This is a genomic window from Streptomyces vulcanius, assembly GCF_042653945.1.
GTDB lineage: Bacteria > Actinomycetota > Actinomycetes > Streptomycetales > Streptomycetaceae > Streptomyces > Streptomyces mangrovi.
This window is the reverse complement of the sequence record NZ_JBHSFK010000001.1, coordinates 76,795-92,227: the sequence shown is the minus strand read 5'-3', so window position 1 is coordinate 92,227 and position 15,433 is coordinate 76,795. Positions and strand designations below refer to the sequence as shown.

General features: G+C 71.7%; 17 protein-coding genes. 9 read left to right on the top strand and 8 right to left on the bottom strand.

What is annotated here, in order from left to right:
- The first annotated feature begins 10 nt into the window (after positions 1 to 10).
- The 8 genes from ACFPIH_RS00435 to ACFPIH_RS00400 all read left to right on the top strand — a co-directional run bounded on the left by ACFPIH_RS00435 (position 11) and on the right by ACFPIH_RS00400 (position 6,526).
- Complete coding sequence (locus ACFPIH_RS00435; protein ID WP_381165992.1) at positions 11 to 472, top strand: cupin domain-containing protein; 462 nt, start codon at positions 11 to 13, stop codon at positions 470 to 472.
- Between the two features lie 46 nt (positions 473 to 518).
- Positions 519 to 1,496: an aldo/keto reductase gene (locus tag ACFPIH_RS00430; protein ID WP_381165990.1), complete on the top strand. Its 978-nt coding sequence runs from the start codon at positions 519 to 521 to the stop codon at positions 1,494 to 1,496.
- Positions 1,497 to 1,587: 91 nt separating this feature from the next.
- Positions 1,588 to 2,538, top strand: a complete 951-nt coding sequence (locus ACFPIH_RS00425; RefSeq protein ID WP_381165988.1) for an SRPBCC family protein — start codon at positions 1,588 to 1,590, stop codon at positions 2,536 to 2,538.
- Between the two features lie 70 nt (positions 2,539 to 2,608).
- On the top strand, positions 2,609 to 2,905 hold the full coding sequence (locus tag ACFPIH_RS00420) for an antibiotic biosynthesis monooxygenase family protein (RefSeq protein ID WP_381165986.1): 297 nt from the start codon (positions 2,609 to 2,611) through the stop codon (positions 2,903 to 2,905).
- Positions 2,902 to 3,660 (top strand): SDR family NAD(P)-dependent oxidoreductase, encoded by a 759-nt coding sequence (locus tag ACFPIH_RS00415; protein ID WP_381165985.1) that lies wholly within the window; start codon positions 2,902 to 2,904, stop codon positions 3,658 to 3,660. The genes ACFPIH_RS00420 and ACFPIH_RS00415 overlap by 4 nt, the downstream gene beginning before the upstream one ends.
- Entirely contained in the window at positions 3,657 to 4,442 is a 786-nt protein-coding gene (locus ACFPIH_RS00410) for an SDR family NAD(P)-dependent oxidoreductase (RefSeq protein ID WP_381165983.1), read from the top strand. The genes ACFPIH_RS00415 and ACFPIH_RS00410 overlap by 4 nt, the downstream gene beginning before the upstream one ends.
- Positions 4,443 to 4,508: 66 nt before the next feature.
- The gene (locus ACFPIH_RS00405; RefSeq protein ID WP_381165981.1) at positions 4,509 to 5,750 is read left to right on the top strand and encodes an FAD-dependent monooxygenase; all 1,242 of its coding nucleotides are present in this window, start codon (positions 4,509 to 4,511) and stop codon (positions 5,748 to 5,750) included.
- A complete protein-coding gene (locus ACFPIH_RS00400) occupies positions 5,747 to 6,526 on the top strand; it encodes a cyclase family protein (protein WP_381165979.1) in 780 nt (259 codons plus the stop codon). The genes ACFPIH_RS00405 and ACFPIH_RS00400 overlap by 4 nt, the downstream gene beginning before the upstream one ends.
- Before the next feature lie 68 nt (positions 6,527 to 6,594).
- Here ACFPIH_RS00400 and ACFPIH_RS00395 read toward each other — a convergent pair whose 3' ends face one another.
- Genes ACFPIH_RS00395 through ACFPIH_RS00385 form a run of 3 tightly spaced genes read right to left on the bottom strand, consistent with a single transcriptional unit; the run spans position 6,595 to position 10,031 of the window.
- Entirely contained in the window at positions 6,595 to 8,217 is a 1,623-nt protein-coding gene (locus ACFPIH_RS00395; protein ID WP_381165977.1) for a class I adenylate-forming enzyme family protein, read from the bottom strand.
- Positions 8,210 to 9,190: an aromatase/cyclase gene (locus tag ACFPIH_RS00390; protein ID WP_381165975.1), complete on the bottom strand. Its 981-nt coding sequence runs from the start codon at positions 9,188 to 9,190 to the stop codon at positions 8,210 to 8,212. Before ACFPIH_RS00390 ends, ACFPIH_RS00395 begins: the two co-directional genes overlap by 8 nt.
- A 58-nt stretch (positions 9,191 to 9,248) precedes the next feature.
- Positions 9,249 to 10,031 carry an SDR family NAD(P)-dependent oxidoreductase gene (locus ACFPIH_RS00385; protein ID WP_381165973.1) on the bottom strand — a complete coding sequence of 261 codons (783 nt, stop codon included), beginning with the start codon at positions 10,029 to 10,031 and terminating at the stop codon, positions 9,249 to 9,251.
- A 221-nt stretch (positions 10,032 to 10,252) separates the two neighbouring features.
- Here ACFPIH_RS00385 and ACFPIH_RS00380 point away from each other — a divergent pair, with 221 nt between their 5' ends.
- Entirely contained in the window at positions 10,253 to 10,711 is a 459-nt protein-coding gene (locus ACFPIH_RS00380) for a nuclear transport factor 2 family protein (protein WP_381165971.1), read from the top strand.
- A 93-nt stretch (positions 10,712 to 10,804) separates the two neighbouring features.
- On the opposite strand, the gene ACFPIH_RS00375 is transcribed toward ACFPIH_RS00380, so the two are convergent.
- The 5 genes from ACFPIH_RS00375 to ACFPIH_RS00355 form a co-directional block, all read right to left on the bottom strand.
- Entirely contained in the window at positions 10,805 to 11,065 is a 261-nt protein-coding gene (locus ACFPIH_RS00375; RefSeq protein ID WP_381165969.1) for an acyl carrier protein, read from the bottom strand.
- A 29-nt stretch (positions 11,066 to 11,094) separates the two neighbouring features.
- Positions 11,095 to 12,348 carry a ketosynthase chain-length factor gene (locus tag ACFPIH_RS00370; RefSeq protein WP_381165967.1) on the bottom strand — a complete coding sequence of 418 codons (1,254 nt, stop codon included), beginning with the start codon at positions 12,346 to 12,348 and terminating at the stop codon, positions 11,095 to 11,097.
- Positions 12,348 to 13,634 carry a beta-ketoacyl-[acyl-carrier-protein] synthase family protein gene (locus ACFPIH_RS00365; protein WP_381165965.1) on the bottom strand — a complete coding sequence of 429 codons (1,287 nt, stop codon included), beginning with the start codon at positions 13,632 to 13,634 and terminating at the stop codon, positions 12,348 to 12,350. The genes ACFPIH_RS00370 and ACFPIH_RS00365 overlap by 1 nt, the downstream gene beginning before the upstream one ends.
- Positions 13,635 to 13,769: 135 nt before the next feature.
- Positions 13,770 to 14,609 carry an AfsR/SARP family transcriptional regulator gene (locus ACFPIH_RS00360; RefSeq protein ID WP_381165963.1) on the bottom strand — a complete coding sequence of 280 codons (840 nt, stop codon included), beginning with the start codon at positions 14,607 to 14,609 and terminating at the stop codon, positions 13,770 to 13,772.
- Positions 14,606 to 15,388 (bottom strand): thioesterase II family protein, encoded by a 783-nt coding sequence (locus ACFPIH_RS00355; protein ID WP_381165961.1) that lies wholly within the window; start codon positions 15,386 to 15,388, stop codon positions 14,606 to 14,608. Before ACFPIH_RS00355 ends, ACFPIH_RS00360 begins: the two co-directional genes overlap by 4 nt.
- Between the last annotated feature and the right edge of the window lie 45 nt (positions 15,389 to 15,433).

Below are 15,433 nucleotides of genomic sequence, written 5' to 3'. Positions count from 1 at the left end.
GGACGGGTCGATGACGACGTTTCATTCCGCGGCCGGCCGGAAGTACGTCCTGCTGCCGCCAGGCGCCGGAGAGCAGATGAGCATCTTCGGCAACGACTTCTCGATGAAGCTGAGCGGTGACGACACGGACGGCTCCCTCGCCATGATCGAGGCCGTCTTCCCGCCGGGCGGCCACGCCCCGCCCCACCTGCACCGCACCCACACCGAGGCGTTCTACGTGGTCAGCGGGCGCTTCGAGGTACTGACCGGCGACGAACTGATCGAAGCAGGGCCCGGCGCGTTCTGCTACGCGCCACGGGGTGTGCCGCACGCCTTCCGGAACATCGGCGACACCCCGGGCACGCTCCTCAGCGTCATCAACCCGGCCGGATACGAGAACCACTTCCGGGAGATCGACGCCATTGCGCCCGGACAGGCCGATCCCGAGGTGCTCAAGGAGATCTTCGACCGCTACGACCAGGAACCGGCCTGATCGCCGTACTGGTCCGGCACCGACAGCAATCTGGACAGGAGGCTCCATGGACAACCGGCAACTGGGCCGTGGCGGACTGAAGGTGTCCGCACTCGGCCTGGGCACCATGGGCATGGGCGGTTCGTACGGGCCGGCCGACGAGGCCGAGGCGGAGGCCACGATACGGCGGGCCCTCGAACTGGGCGTGACCCTCATCGACACCGCGGACTTCTACGGCCCTGACGGGGCCGGCGAGAAAACGGTGGGCAGGGCCCTCGCCGGCCGGCGGGACGAGGCGGTCATCGCTTCCAAGACGGGGATGGTGGCCGTCCCCGGTGGCCCCCCGCGCGTCAACGGGCGGCCGGAGTTCATCAAGGAGCGGATCGACGCGTCGCTGACCCGGCTCGGTACCGGCCACATCGATCTGTACTACCTCGCCCGTGTCGATCCCGACGTACCCGTGGAGGAGTCGATCGGGGCGCTCGGCGAGCTGGTGGCGGCCGGCAAGGTCGGGCACATAGGCATCTGTGAGGCCTCCGCCGCCACGGTGCGCAGGGCCCACGCCGTCCATCCGGTCACCGCGGTACAGACCGAGTACTCGCTCTGGGAGCGCCATGTCGAGGGCGAGATCCTCCCCACGCTGCGGGAGCTGGAGGTGTCCCTGGTCGCCTACCGGCCGCTGGGCAGCGGGTTCCTGACCGGTGACCTGACCATGGACCGGCTGGCCATGGCGGACTTCCGGCGCAACGACCCCCGGCTGCAGGGGGAGAACCTCTACCGGAACATGATGCTGCTTCCGGTCCTGTACGAACTGGCCGAGAACAAGGGCGTCACACCCGCGCAGCTCGCTCTCGCCTGGATCCTCGCCCAGGGGGCGGACGTCGTTCCGATTCCGGGCACCAAGCGACGCTCCTATCTGGAGCAGAACGCGGCCTCGGTGGACGTCGAGTTGACCCCGGACGAGATACAGGGGCTCGCGGCCGCGATCCCCGCAGCCCGGGGCGAGCGCTACCCGGCACCACTGCTCAGGACGATCGACGGCTGACGCCGCCGGCGCGAGTCGACCGGCCCGGCCCTGTTCCGCGCGGAGCGGTCCGTCCCGCGCTCGTTCCCCACGGTCCGAAAGGAATGCTGCGATGAAGGTCAAACACACCACCGTTGTCCGGGCGCCCGTCGCCGAGGTGCGGGATCTGGTGGCTGATGTCCGGTGGTGGCCGCTGCTCTTCGAGAACATCGTGCTCGTCGAGGTGCTGGAGCAGTCCGACGACTCGGACCGGTTGCGGCTGTGGGCCGTGGACATCGACGCGGCCTTCGACGCGGCCTCGTCCGCCGGCGGCGCCGCCGAGGCCGCTCCCGGCGTCCTGCGCAGCTGGACGGCGCGCCGCACGTTCCGGCGGACCGGCGCGCCCACGATCTCCTTCCGGCAGGAGGCGCCGCACCCGCCGCTGCTGTCCATGGGCGGAACCTGGGAGTTCCGAGCGGTACCGGGCACGGACAGCTGCGAGGTGACGCTGGCCCACGAGGTGGAGGCCGACGGCGGCACGGACCGGCACCCCTGGATCGGCCCCATGGTCGAAGCCGCCACGAACTCACAGCTCGCGGGTCTGAGGACGGTGGCCCAGCTGCCGCGCGGGGCCGCCCTCTCCGTGGCCGACCTCAGCGGTGCCGTGGGCGTTCCCGGGGGAGACGCCGGTCCCCTCGACGTCCTCGCGAACCTGCCCGCGCTGCCGGCTCTCGCGGACGCGGTGCGCATTCCGCTGACCTCCGACGCCTTTCTGGCCGCCGAGCCCGGCCGGCGGGGGCACCGGCTGACGATCTGCCTCGGCCTGCCCGGCGGCCGGGTCGTCACCAAGCGGCTCAGGCCGCCGGCCGCCCTGCTGGCGCTCACCGACGAGTGGACGGTGAACCCCGGCACCGGCTCCGCCGACGGACCACGGCTCGGCGTCCACCGCAGGGCGCTGCTGTCCGAACCGCGGCACGGACAGCGGGAACACGGCCGCGTGCACGAGCGGGTGCGCTCCTGCCTGGCGGCGGACCTCCGCGACCGCCTCCGGCAACTGACCGCCCTGAGCACGGTCGCGGCGTGAACGGCCGGCCCGGCGCCGCGGCTGAGTCCGACATCCCACAGAGCCCGTACCCACGTCGAGAGGAATGACCATGGTCACGCTGATCAACACGTTCACCGTCAAGGGAGACTTCGACGCATTCGAGCGGATCTGGGCTCAGAGCGCGGAGTTCATGCGCACGCAGAAGGGCTTCATCGGCTTCAAGCTGCACCGCTCGCTGAGCAGGCCCGACGTCTACGTCAACGTGGCACTGTGGCAGTCACGGGCCGACCACCAGCGGGTCCTGGCAAGCCGCGAGTTCGGTGAGCACATCAAGGAACTCGCGGCCGTGTCGGTTCCCGACCCCGACCTGTACACCGTGGTGCTCGAAGGTGTCCCCGTCCAGTGAGCCGTCGCCTGCTCATCGCCGGTGCGACCGGTCTTGTGGGGACTGCCGTGTCGGAGGCCGCCGCGGCCCGGGGGACGGGTCTTGTGCTCCTGGGCCGCTCGGCCGGCCGGCTGAACCCGCTGGCCGCGCGGCTGGAAGCCGAACACGGTGTTCCCGTCCTGCCCCTCGAAGCCGACGTCACGGACCCGGCGTCGCTGGACTCTGCCGTGCGCCGGGCCAGGGCGGCCGGGGTTGACCGGCTTGACGGCGTGATCAGCCTTGTCACCGGGTACGGCGGGCGTCCCGTGCCCGCCGGTGACCTGTCGCCCGAGGAGTTCCGCCAGGTCCTGGAGACCGATGTCACCGGCAGCTTCCTGCTCGTGCGGGCCTGTCTGGCGCTGCTGCGCGCAGCGCCGGCCGGGCGCGTCGTGCTGGTCTCCTCGGTGGCCGGACTGCGCGGGCGGCCGATGGCGGCCCACCTGTGCGCGGCCAAGGCAGGAGTACACGGTCTGGCCCTGGGGCTGTCGGCCGAACTCGCCGCCGAGGGCATCGGCGTGCGCTGTGTCGCCCCCGGCCCCGTCGCCCGGCCCGGTGCCGGGCATCCGCCCTCGCCGATTCCCCCGACCAGCCCCGAACGCGTGGCCGACGCCGTGCTCCGGCTCACCGGCGCCGACGCGGAGCTGCGCGGCGAACCCACTGTCGTCACCGGTGACGACGGTCCGCAGGACCCAACGCCTGCCGGTCAGCCGTTCCCCTTCCTGGAGGTGAGGCCATGAGCGCCTACGACGACACGCTCGGCGGAGAACCGGCCCGGCTCGACCTCGACGGCCGGGTGGCGCTGGTCACCGGGGGCGCCCGCGGTCTGGGCCGCGCCACGGCCCACCAACTGTGTGCGGCCGGATGCGACGTGTACGTGAACTACCACCGTGACGAGGAGAGCGCCCGGCGCACCGTCGAGGAACTGGCCGGACTCAAGGGCACGGCGGTGGCGGCCCGCGCCGATGTCCGGGACGAAGCCGAGTTCCAGAGTCTGCTCGACCGGGTGGCGGCGGAACGCGGCGGCCTGGACGTGTTCGTGCACAACGCCGCCACCTTCCGGCACAACACCGCCGTCGGCCCGGATCTGGACGCCTTCCGCGCCGAACTCGACCTCGCGCTGAACCCCCTGCTGTCGGGCGGCCCACGGCTCGCGGAGCTGATGGCGGGCAGACCGGGGCGCATCATCGTGGTCTCCAGCAACGGGGCGCGATCGGTGATCCCCGGCTATGTGAACGTCGGTGTCGCCAAGGCCGCCATGGAGAACCTGGTGCGCTATCTCGCCGTCGAACTGGCCGGGCAGGGCATCGCCGTCAACGCGGTGGCCACCGCTCTCCTGGACAAGGGAGAACTCACCGCGAACCGGAGCATCGCCGAGTTCCTCGGCCGGCGTACTCCGGCCGGGCGGCTGACCACCCCGCAGGACGTGGCCGAGTTCATCACGCTCCTGGCCACGGACCGGGCGGCCTGGCTGCACGGACAGGTGATCACGGTGGACGGCGGGCTCGGCCTGCTGGCCTGAGCGCCCTGCCCGCCCCCGGCTCCTCTCTCCTGCCCTCTTCGCCCGCGAGTCCCGCTAGGAGCACCGATGGAACACATGGAAACCGACTTCTGTGTCGTGGGCGGCGGCCCCGCGGGGCTGGCCCTGGCCCTGCTGCTGTTGCGCTCGGGAGCACGGGTCACCGTCGTCGAACGGGCCCGGTCCTTCGAGCGGGAGTTCCGCGGCGAGATCCTTCAGCCCGGCGGAATGCTGCTCCTGGACCAGCTCGGCGTCCTGGACCGGGCACGGCAGCGCGGCGGCTATCCGCTCCGCCGTTTCCAACTGGTCGAACACGACAAGGTGTTGATGGACATCGACTACCGCCAGCTGCCCGCACCGCACGACTTCCTGCTGAGCATTCCCCAGCGGCACCTTCTCGAGGAACTGCTCACCGCCTGCCGGGAGTACCCGGACTTCGTCTGTGTCGAGGGCCGGTCCGTCTCCGAGCTGCACCATGAGGGCCGCCGGGTCGCCGGGGCCGTCGTGGGGCGGGGCGAGCAGCGTCTGCGGATCGACGCACACCTCACCGTGGGAGCCGACGGACGGTATTCGAAGGTGCGCAGGCTCGCCGGACTCGGCTACACCAGGGTCGAGGCGTTCAAGCACGACATCCTGTGGTTCAAGGTCCCGTCGGACGGCCGCACCACCCACGACATCAGGGTCTACCGGTCCGGGAAGAACCCCGTCCTCATCTACGACTCCTACCCCGACAGCATCCAGATCGGCTGGACCCTGCCGCACGGCGGATACAAGGAGCTGTCGGCCGAGGGGTTTCCCGCCCTGGTCCGCAGAATCGAGGAGGCGGTGCCGATCTACGCCGACCTGGTCCGGGCCACCCTCACCGGTCCCGGCGACCTGAGCCTGCTGGACGTGTTCGCGGGCAGCGCCGACACCTGGGTGACCGACGGTCTCGTGCTGATCGGGGACGCCGCCCACACCCACGGACCGATCGGCGCCCAGGGCATCAACCTCGCCCTCCAGGACGCCGCGGTGCTGCATCCCGTACTCGTCGCGTCGTGGCAGGCCAAGGACGCCGGGCGGGATCGCCTTCTCGCCTATGAGACGGCCCGGCGCCCGGACATCGACGCGGTCTTCTCCCTGCAGGCCAGGCAGAGCGCGGCGATGCTCACGCACGGCGGGCTGAGCGACCGCGTCAGGCCGCTGGTGGCCCGTCTCCTCGCCCACACGCCGGTCTACCGGAAGGTTCTTCAGCAGATCGCCTTCGGGCGAACCCCCGTGCGCGTTCGCGCAGACCTCTTCACCGAGCAGACAGGGAGCCAGGCAGCGTGAGGATCGTCGATCTCTCGTCCCCCATCGACGCGGCGGGCTGGGAGCCCGACCCGCTCCGGCACCGTGTGATGTCGCCCGCCGAGGGGGCCCGGCACTGCGCGGCGGAGATGCACGAACACTTCGGCATGCGGATCTCCCAGGACGACTTCCCCGACGGCGAGTTCCTCAACAACGACTTCCTCGAACTGTCCGCCCACACCGGCACCCATGTCGACGCCCCCTCGCACTACGGCTCCCGCACGGTCTACGGCAGTGGCCGGCCCCGGAACATCGACGAACTGCCGCTGGACTGGTTCCACCGGCCGGGCGTCGTGCTGGACCTCACCCGCCGCCCGGCGGGCACGGTCGATGCCGAGGTCATCGGCGGGGAACTCGCGCGGATCGGCTACCGGCCGAATCCCCTGGACATCGTCCTGCTGCACACCGGTGCCGACCAACGGGCCGGCACGATGGAGTACTTCACCGACTTCGTGGGCCTCGACGGATCGGCGACCGACTTTCTGCTCGACCTCGGGGTGCGAGTGATCGGAACGGACGCCTTCAGCCTCGACGCCCCCTTCACCCATGTCGTCGACACCTACCGCCGCACCGGCGACCGGAGTGTGCTGTGGCCCGCCCACATGGCGGGCCGCCGCAGGGAGTTCTGCCAGATAGAGCGACTGTCCGGCCTGGCGGCGCTGCCGGAGCCGTTCGGCTTCACCGTCAGCGCGCTGCCGGTGAAGATCAAGGGCGCGGGGGCGGGCTGGACGCGGGCGGTCGCACTTCTGCCCGACTGACGGCGAAGACGCGAACATGACGATGGGCTTGGGCCTCCCCGGACGGGGAGGCCCAAGCCCATCGTCACTCACTCCACGAGTGCTCCGGCAGGGGTGCCGAGCCGCCGGTCGCGCAGCTCCCGGCGCCGCACCTTGCCGTTGGGCGAGCGGGGAATCGAATCCACCGCCTCGGCGTACCGCACCTGCTGGAAGTACGGGAGCCGGGCGTTCACCAGACGGCACACCTCGGCCAGAGCACCGGAGACGGCGGCCTCGTCCACGCGGTCACCGGTACGGAGCACCACCAGGGCGTGCGCCACCGCGCCGGCGGCGCCCTCGGGGTGGTCGAAGACGACACAGTCGGAGACCAGCGGGTGACCGCGCAGGGCGCGTTCCGTCTCCGACGGCGAGACAAGCCAGTTGTGGTACTTGAACACGTCCTTGAGCCGGTCGACGAGGAACAGCCGGCCGTCCTGTTCGATACGGCCCACGTCCCCGGTCGAGAACCAGCCGTCCGGCTCCACCCCGTCCGCGTCCCGGGCACCGAGATAGCCGCGCATCACCTGCGGCCCCCGCACCTGGACCTCACCGGCCTCGCCGCCCGGCAGGACCCGCCGGGACTCCACGTCCACCACCCTGCACTCCGTCCCCGCGACCGGGCGGCCGACCGATCCCGGTACCGGCTGCCGCGGATCGTCGGAGTGCGTGAGTGGGGACGTCTCGGCCAGCCCGTATCCCTGGAAGACCGCGACCCCGAAGTGCGCGGACAGCCGGGACGCGGACTCCGGGGACAGCGCGGAACCGCCCGACGCCACGTACGCGACCGTGTCGAGCCGCAGGCCGGGCAGCCGCTCGTGCTGTGCCAGGAGGGCCAGCCGGAACGGCAGGCTGTACAGGTGCGTCGCGCGGTGCCGGTTGGCGGTGAGCACCGGCGCCGTGGGGTCGGGCCGGGTGCACAGCACCTGGGTCGCCAGCGCGTGGATGGCCGAGTTCTGGTGCATGGGGTGGTAGGTGGGCAGGTGATTGACCGTGACCGAGTCACCGTCCAGCGCGTGTGCGAGCGCGATCTGATGGGCGTTCACCACGAGGTTGCGGTGGGTCAGCCGGACTGCCTTCGGGCGCCCGGTCGTGCCGCTGGTGAAGTGGAGGCAGACCACGTCGTCGGGGCTCGGGGCGGCCGGAAGCGCCGCCGGGCCGGGCGGCGCCTCGGCGAGCAGCTCCGCCAGATGCCGGGCGGGCGCGGGGGTCTCGGCCGGACCCAGCACGAAGACGTGCTCCAGCGCGGGAAGGCGGTCCCGCACCGCGGTGAGACGCGTGTACAGGCCGCTGTCGACGAAGGCCGCACGCGCTCCCGACAGACCGAGCACATGGACCAGGTCGTCCTCGCGCAGCAGCGGGTTGACGACTGCGGCCACGTGTCCGCTGCGCGCCACCCCGAAGTACGCCACGGTGAAGTCCACATCGAGGAGGGCCGCGACCGCCACCACCTGGCCACGCCCCGGGAGCACCGTGCGCAGCACGCCGGCGAGCGTGCTCGCCGAGCCGTCCAACTCGGCGAAGGTCGCGATCCGGTCCGCGGTGACGACGGCCCGGTGCCCGGGACGCGCGACGGCGGCCCGGGACAGCAGACCGTCGAGGGAACCGGGCAGCCGGGATGCGTCCAGGGGCACGAACCCGGGAGCGGAGGGCAGCTCGGACGACGGCTCAGCCACGGCGTGCCTCGGCGTATGCCCTGGCGTGGTGCAGCGTGGTCGTGCTGTTCGTGCTCAGGGCCTTGCGCACGAACGCTCGGGCGTCCGCCACCGTGGCGCTCTCCCCGAGGACCGTGGGGACGGCGTCAGGCCGGATCGTCACGCTGTGCCGCGAGGTCACCAGGACTCCCTCACCGGCCGGTGCCAGAGACCACTCTCCGGTGTGGGCCGTCATCAGGGCGGGGGTCTCCGTCTGCTTGTACAGGATCCGCTCCCGGCCGAGTGCGACACGGATGGAACGCGTGGTGTGTACGGAGCCGTCCGCGGTCCGGGTGTCCATGCTCATCACCTGGATGCCGGGCACGTTCTCCTCGAGCTCCAGGCGGTCGACGTGCGGCAGGCGGGACGGCCATTCCCGCGCCTGGTAGAGAAAGTCGAACACGTCATCGGCCGAGCCGTCGACGTGCACCGTGTCCTCGAACGTGAGTTCCAGCTCGCCGAGTTGGGCGTACTGCTCGGCCAGCGCACGGACGGCGTCGAGCTCGGCGGCGCTGTTGCGGTCGGTGGCCCGGGCGATCCACTCGACGCCGACGGGGTCGTCGTCCACGGCCCGGAAGTCGTGGGTGAGCTCCAGACGCGAGGTACCGTCCGCCGTCGACGTGATGATCCACTCGCCCCGCATGGAGGCGACCGGAGGCGAGGACACCTCCTGACGGAACGTCACCCTACGGTTCTCCGGGTCCAGTTCACGACGCGAGACCCAGGTGCGGACCTCGCCGTTGGCGGTGGCCCAGATCTGGATGCGCTCGGTGGTGGCGGTACGCTCCAGGTGCTCGACATGAACATTGGGGGCGAATCGAAGCGGCCATCGCGCGACGTCCGAGACGATCGCGTAGACCGCCTCGGGCGGTGCCTGCACCTCGATGGTGTGCGCGGTGTGGTGGACGGCGGGCTCGGCCGTGGGCGCGAGCTGCCGCTGGTCGGTCTGGGCCATCTGTGTCCTCCCGAAGGTCGGTGCGGTGCGGGGCGGGGCGGGTGTGAGGGACGCGGGATCAGTAATTGCCCAGGCCACCGCAGACGTTGATGGCCTGCGCGGTGATCGAGGCCGCGCTGTCGGAGACCAGATAGCCGACCATGCCGGCCACCTCGTCCGGCGTGGAGTAACGGCCGAGCGGGATCTTGCTCTGGAAACGCTCGAGGATGTCGTCCGTCGTGGTGCCGTAGGCGGCCGCGTACCCCTCACGCACCCGCTGGGCCATCGGCGTCTCGACATAGCCGGGGCAGACCGCGTTCACCGTGACGCCCGTCTTCGCCAGTTCCAGACCGAGCGCCTTGGTGAAGCCGACCACGGCGTGCTTGGAGGCCGAGTAGGGGGCGCCCAGCACAACCCCCTGCTTGCCCCCGGTCGAGGCGATGTTGATGATCCGCCCCCACCCGCGCGCGGCGAGACCGCCCTGCCGGAGCGTCTCCCGCGTCAGGAGGAAGACGCTGTGGAGATTGGTGTCGATCACGTCGTACCAGAGCTCGTCGCTGATGTCGGCGGTGACGCCTCCGCCACTGCGCCCGGCGTTGTTGACGAGGACGTCCACCGGACCGAAGCGGGCGGCGGCAGCCGACACCAGGCCGCGCACATCGTCCGGGCGGCGTACGTCGGCGGTGGTGCCGTCCGCCTCCAGGCCCTCGTCGGTCAGTGTCTTGACGGTGCGGGCCACGTCGTCGGCGCCGCGCGCGCACAGGAACACCTGGCAGCCCGCCCTGCCGAGCTGCCGGGCCACGGCGAGACCGATTCCGCTGGTGCCACCGGTCACCAGAGCCACTCTTCGCTGCTCGCTCACGCTGTCCTCCGCTTGTCGGTCCGGATGACGCCCGGTACGTCCGGGCGTGGTGGAGCGTCGTCGGCGAGGTTGACCGAACCGGCTCGCAAACACCTGGAGAGGGGATCCATCCCCGGCGGGCCGCCCCACCCGCCCTCGACACCGTCGCGAGCCGGGTCGTCGAGCGTGGCGGCGGTGCCGTGCCACCCGCGGCCCCGTGGACCCAAGCGAAGGGATGCCCCATGACAGTGACGGAACAGCCTCCGGCCGGTGTCGGCGCCGCCTACCACGAGATCCAGCAGTTCTACGCCCGGCAGATGCAACTGCTCGACGACGGCCGGGTCGACGAATGGGCCGCCACCTTCGCTCCCCAGGGAGTGTTCGCCGCCAACGCCCACCCCGAGCCCACGAAGGGCCGGGAGGCCATAGCGGCGGCGGCCGGCGCGGCGCACGGGCAACTCGCCGCAGCCGGCATCCGGCGCCGCCACTGGCTCGGCATGGTCGCGGTGGACGGCCAGGACGGCCAGGACGGCCAGGACGGCACGAAGGCACGCGCGCGCTGCTACGCGCTGGTCTTCGAGATCCCGCGCGGCGGCCAGGCGGCCCTGCGCCTGAGCACCCTGTGCGAGGACGAACTCGAACGGGGTCCGCAGGGCTGGCTGGTCACCCATCGCGCGGTCACCCGGGACGACCTCGTCTGATCACGCCGACCCGGCGCGCCGGCCGGACACGGCCGAAGGCCCACCCTCCTCACGGACGGTGGGCCTTCGCACGGGTGACCGACGTGCGGGGCGTCAGGCGGCGGCCTGCCCCTTCACGGTGCTCACGACCTCCAGGAGGGCACGGGGCGTCTGCGCCTCGGAGACCGTCTCGTCGGCGAGCCGGATGCCCCGCTCGCGCTCGATCAGGCCGATCAACTGGAGCACGGCGACCGAGTCGTATCCGAGGTCGGAGAAGGAGACGTCGAGGACGTCGCCGTCCAGAAGCCCCGGTTCTTCCTCCCCGGCGCTCTCGCGCAGGAGCCGGACGAGGTCGGAGCGGGAGAAGGCGGACATGCGGTTTCCTCTCTTCGGCTGACAGATGGTCAGTGCGGTGCGCGGACGACCGTTGCCGCGTTGAACCCGCCGTGACCGCGGGCGAGCACGAGCGCGGCACGGATCCGGCCGGGGCGTGGGGTGTCACAGACGAGGTCGAGCCGTGGGTCGTGCGATCCGTCCCCCACATGGACGGTGGGCGGGACGACGGAGTGCCTCAGGGACATCAGGGCGGCGGCGAGATCGAGCGCCGCACCGCCGGCCTGCAGACGTCCGGTCATCGTCTTCGGGGCGGTCACGGCCACCCCACGCGCCCCGAACAGCTCGGTGATGGCTTCGGCCTCCGCGCGGTCGGCGTCGGGCAGTCCCGCCGCGTCGGCGAACACGACGTCCACGTCCGAAGGCTCCAGTTGCGCCTGCCGCAGGGCGGTCCGGGCCGCTCGCAACAGCCCCGACGCACCGGCTTCCGGATCGAACGTGGCCGCGCAGCCCGCCACTTCACCGTAGACGTGGGCGCCCCGGGCGCGGGCCGACGCCTCGTCCTCCAGCACGAGGATGGCTCCTCCCTCACCGACGATCTCGCCGTCGGCGTCGGGGTGGAACGGACGGTAGGCCCGCTCCGGATCCGCCACCGTGCTCATACGGCCACCCGCCAGGTGAGCGGCCCAGCCCCAGGGGCACAGCGAACCGTCCACGCCGCCGGTGACCACCGCCTGAACACCCTTGCGCAGGTGCCGACGGGCCTGGGCGACGGCGTCCAGGCCGCCGGCCTGGTCGGTCACGACCACGCCGCTGGGCCCCCGCAGCCCATGGCGGATCGAGATCTGGCCCGTGTTCACCGCGTAGAACCAGGCGAAGGACTGGTACGCGCTGACATGCGCGCCGCCCTTGCTCCACAGGGCCTGCAACTCCCGCTGTCCGAACTCGAATCCCCCCGCGGAACTCGCCGTGACCACCCCCACCGCGTACTCGGGCAGCGCGTCGGGATCGAGACCGGACTCCTCGGCCGCTTCCGCGGCGGCGGCCAGGGCCAGCCGTGTCATGTGGTCCGTCTGGGGCAGCAGCCGGCTCGGGATGTGCTCCGCGGGGTCGAACCCGGGAACCTCGCCCGCCAGTTGCACGGGATACCGCGACGGGTCGAAGCGGGTGATGCGCGCGATTCCGTTGCTGCCCCGGAGCGTGGCCGCCCACCAGGCGTCGCGCCCGAACCCGTTCGGCGCGGCCACCCCGATGCCGGTGACCACGGCGGCACCCGTGGGGGCCGCGGCTCCGGCGGTCAGCGGGGAGGTGCCGAACGCCCGCATCAGGCAGCCGCCTTCAGCCGCGGACGGGTGAGCACCATGGCGCTCTGGAACCCCCCGAAGCCGCTGCCGACGCTGAGCACCGTGTCGTACCGCCCCTCCCGCGCCGTGAGCGGCGTGTAGTCCAGGTCGCACTCCGGATCCGGCTCGTGGAGGTTGGCGGTGGGCGGGATGACACCGCCGGCGACGGCGAGGGCGCTGGCGGCCACCTCCAGGGAGCCGATGGCGCCGAGTGAGTGACCGATCATCGACTTGATCGAACTGATGGGCGTCCGGCGGGCGTGTTCCCCGAGACTGCGCTTGAACGCCGCCGTCTCGTGCCGGTCGTTCTGCTTGGTGCCCGAGCCGTGCGCGTTGACGTAGTCCACCGCGTGGCCCGGCAGCCGCGCCTCGGCCAGGGCCACCCGGATGGCCTCGGCCATCTCCTTGCCGTCGGAGCGAAGCCCCGTCATGTGGTACGCGTTGCAGCGGGAGGCGTACCCCGAGATCTCCGCGTACGCCGTGGCGCCCCGGCGCCTGGCGTGCTCCAGCTCCTCCAGGACCAGGACCGCGGCGCCCTCACCGAGGACGAAGCCGTTGCGCGTGCGGTCGAACGGCCGTGACGCGTGCGCGGGGTCGTCGTTGCGCGGTGTCGTCGCCTTGATCGCGTCGAAACACGCCAGGGTGATCGGGGAGATGGGGGCCTCCGCCGCCCCCGCGATCATCACGTCGGCCGAGCCCTCCCGGATCAGCTCCACGGCGTGCCCCAGCGAGTCGAGCCCCGAGGTGCAGCCGGTGGAGATCACCGCGGCCGGGCCCCGGGCCCCGGAGTCCCTGGCGACCTCGGCCGCGAGGGAACTGGGCACCAGGTACTCGTACAGGTGCGGGACCGCGTTGGTGTGGTCGACCAGCCAGTCCCTGCCGCCGCTGCTGACCACGCCGTACTCCGCGTCCAGGCTCGTCGTGCAACCGACGGCGCTGCCGATGGAGACGCCGGTGCGCGTGGGGTCGAGGGCACCGGCGAGCCCGCTGTCGGCGACCGCCTCACGGGCGCTGACGAGAGCGAACTGCGTGGCCCGGTCCAGGCGCCCGGCCTCCTGCGGGGTCAGGCCGTGTACGACCGGGTCGAAGTCCACCTCGGCGGCCACCCTGGAACGGAAGGCCGATGCGTCGAACAGGGTCACCGTGCGTGTGGCGGTACGTCCTTCGGTGATCAGGGACCAGAAGTTCTTGGTTCCGACTCCGCCGGGGGCGACCACGCCGATGCCGGTGACGACGACCCGCCGCGTCACCGCTGCAGTGTGTGCCATGACCTTCCCTCTCTGTCAGCTCTCTCTGCCGGCGCCAGCGCCTGCGTCGTCCGGTCTCCGGTGCGGCGCGCCGTTGCGGACCGAAGATGACAACCGGGTCTCGACGAGCGCTCGAATACCGACTGACCAGACCGGTCAGCCCGCGATGCGCAGGGCCGACTCGTGCAGGGGTTGTTCGGAGAAATCCAGCCCGGCGTCGCCGGTGAGAATGGCCTGCTGCAACTGGCGCAGGCCCGGGGACGGATCCATCGCCAGTTCCTCACGGATGCGGCTGCGCAGCCGCTGGAAGGTCTGCAGGGCGTCGCTGCGGCGACCGGCGCGGCACAGGGCCAGCATGTACTGGGCCTGGAACCCCTCGTTCAGCGGGTACTGGGAGCACAGACTGGCCAGGTCGCTCAGCAGCTCGTGATGCCTGCCGAGCTGGAGATCCGCCTCGACCCGCCGGCTCAGCACACTCAGCCGCTGCTCCTCCAGGTGGCGTATCGCCGTGCCGAGCAGCGGCCCCGCCTGCACATCCACCAGCGCCTCGTCCCGCCACAGCGCGAGGGCACGCCGGAAGGAGTCGCTGGCCGCCCGGTGGTCGGCCTCGGCCATCGACCGGTGCCCCGCCGCGGCGAACCGCTCGAATTCCTGGATGTCGGTACGGCCGCCGTGGGTGCCCAGGAGATAGCCGTTGCCCCAGGTGGCCAGTACCTCTCTGGACGGCGGACGCGAGGTCGCGCCGACGCCCGGCCGGAAGTGCTCTGCCTCGTCGATGAGGTGCCTCAGCCGCAGGATGTACGTCTGCAGCGTCGTCAGGGCGCTGCGTGGCGGGCGGTGCTCCCACAGTTCCTCGAGAAAGGCCGACACCGACACCGTCTGGTCCGGGCGCAGTGCGAGGAGAGCGAGCACTTTGCGGGGCTTGGCCGCCGTGGGCACGATCGAACGGCCCGCGTGGGTCACCGTCAGCGATCCGAGCACGCTGATGTCCGTCATTGCGCCTCCCTGTGGTCCATGGATGATTCCGGGAACGCGCGCGGGGAGCCGGTGAGCAGCCGCGCGAGGTGAGTGCGGAGGAGAGCGGGGAAGTCCGGGTCGGTGTGGAAGAAATGACCCGCCGGTACGTCATGACAGTGGAACGGGCCGGTGGTGTACCGGGACCACCCGAGCATGGTGGAGCGGTCGGCCACGGGGTCCCGGTCGCCCGCGAAGGCGAGCAGGGGAACGGCCACCTGCTCGTGGCACGCCGCGCGCAGGCTCTTCGCCAGCCGCAGGTCGTCGCGGATCAACTCCAGCTTCCGGCGCAGCACCCCGGTGCGGTTCAGCACCTCCGCGGGCATGCCGCCCAGCCGGCTCAGGGCGGCCAGGAGCCGCTGGTCGTCCGTGTCTCCCATCAGCGCGAGCGTCGGCTGCACATGAGGAGGAGGACTGGCACCGACCAGCAGGGCCAGCGGTGGGTTCCCGAGCCGGGTCTGTCGTTGCGCGAACGCGTACGCCACCAGTCCGCCCAGGCTGTGCCCGTAGAGAACGTAGGGCGAATCGAGCAGCCGCGCGAGATCGTGGTCCAGCTGGTCCAGCAGGGCGTCGTGCCGGGTGATGCGGGTCTCGTGCAGCCGGGTCTCCCGGCCGGGCAGCCGTACACCCAGTGGTTCCCAGCCCGGGCCCAGGGCCCGTGACCATGAGGCGAAGGCGGAAGCCCCACCGCCCGCGTGGTGGAAGCACAGCACGCGGACCGGGAGGCCGGTAGGGAATGGGGCGACGACAGTGGGAATCATGACAGGCCCCCGACCGAGAATCCGATGATCCGATGGCCCGCTCCG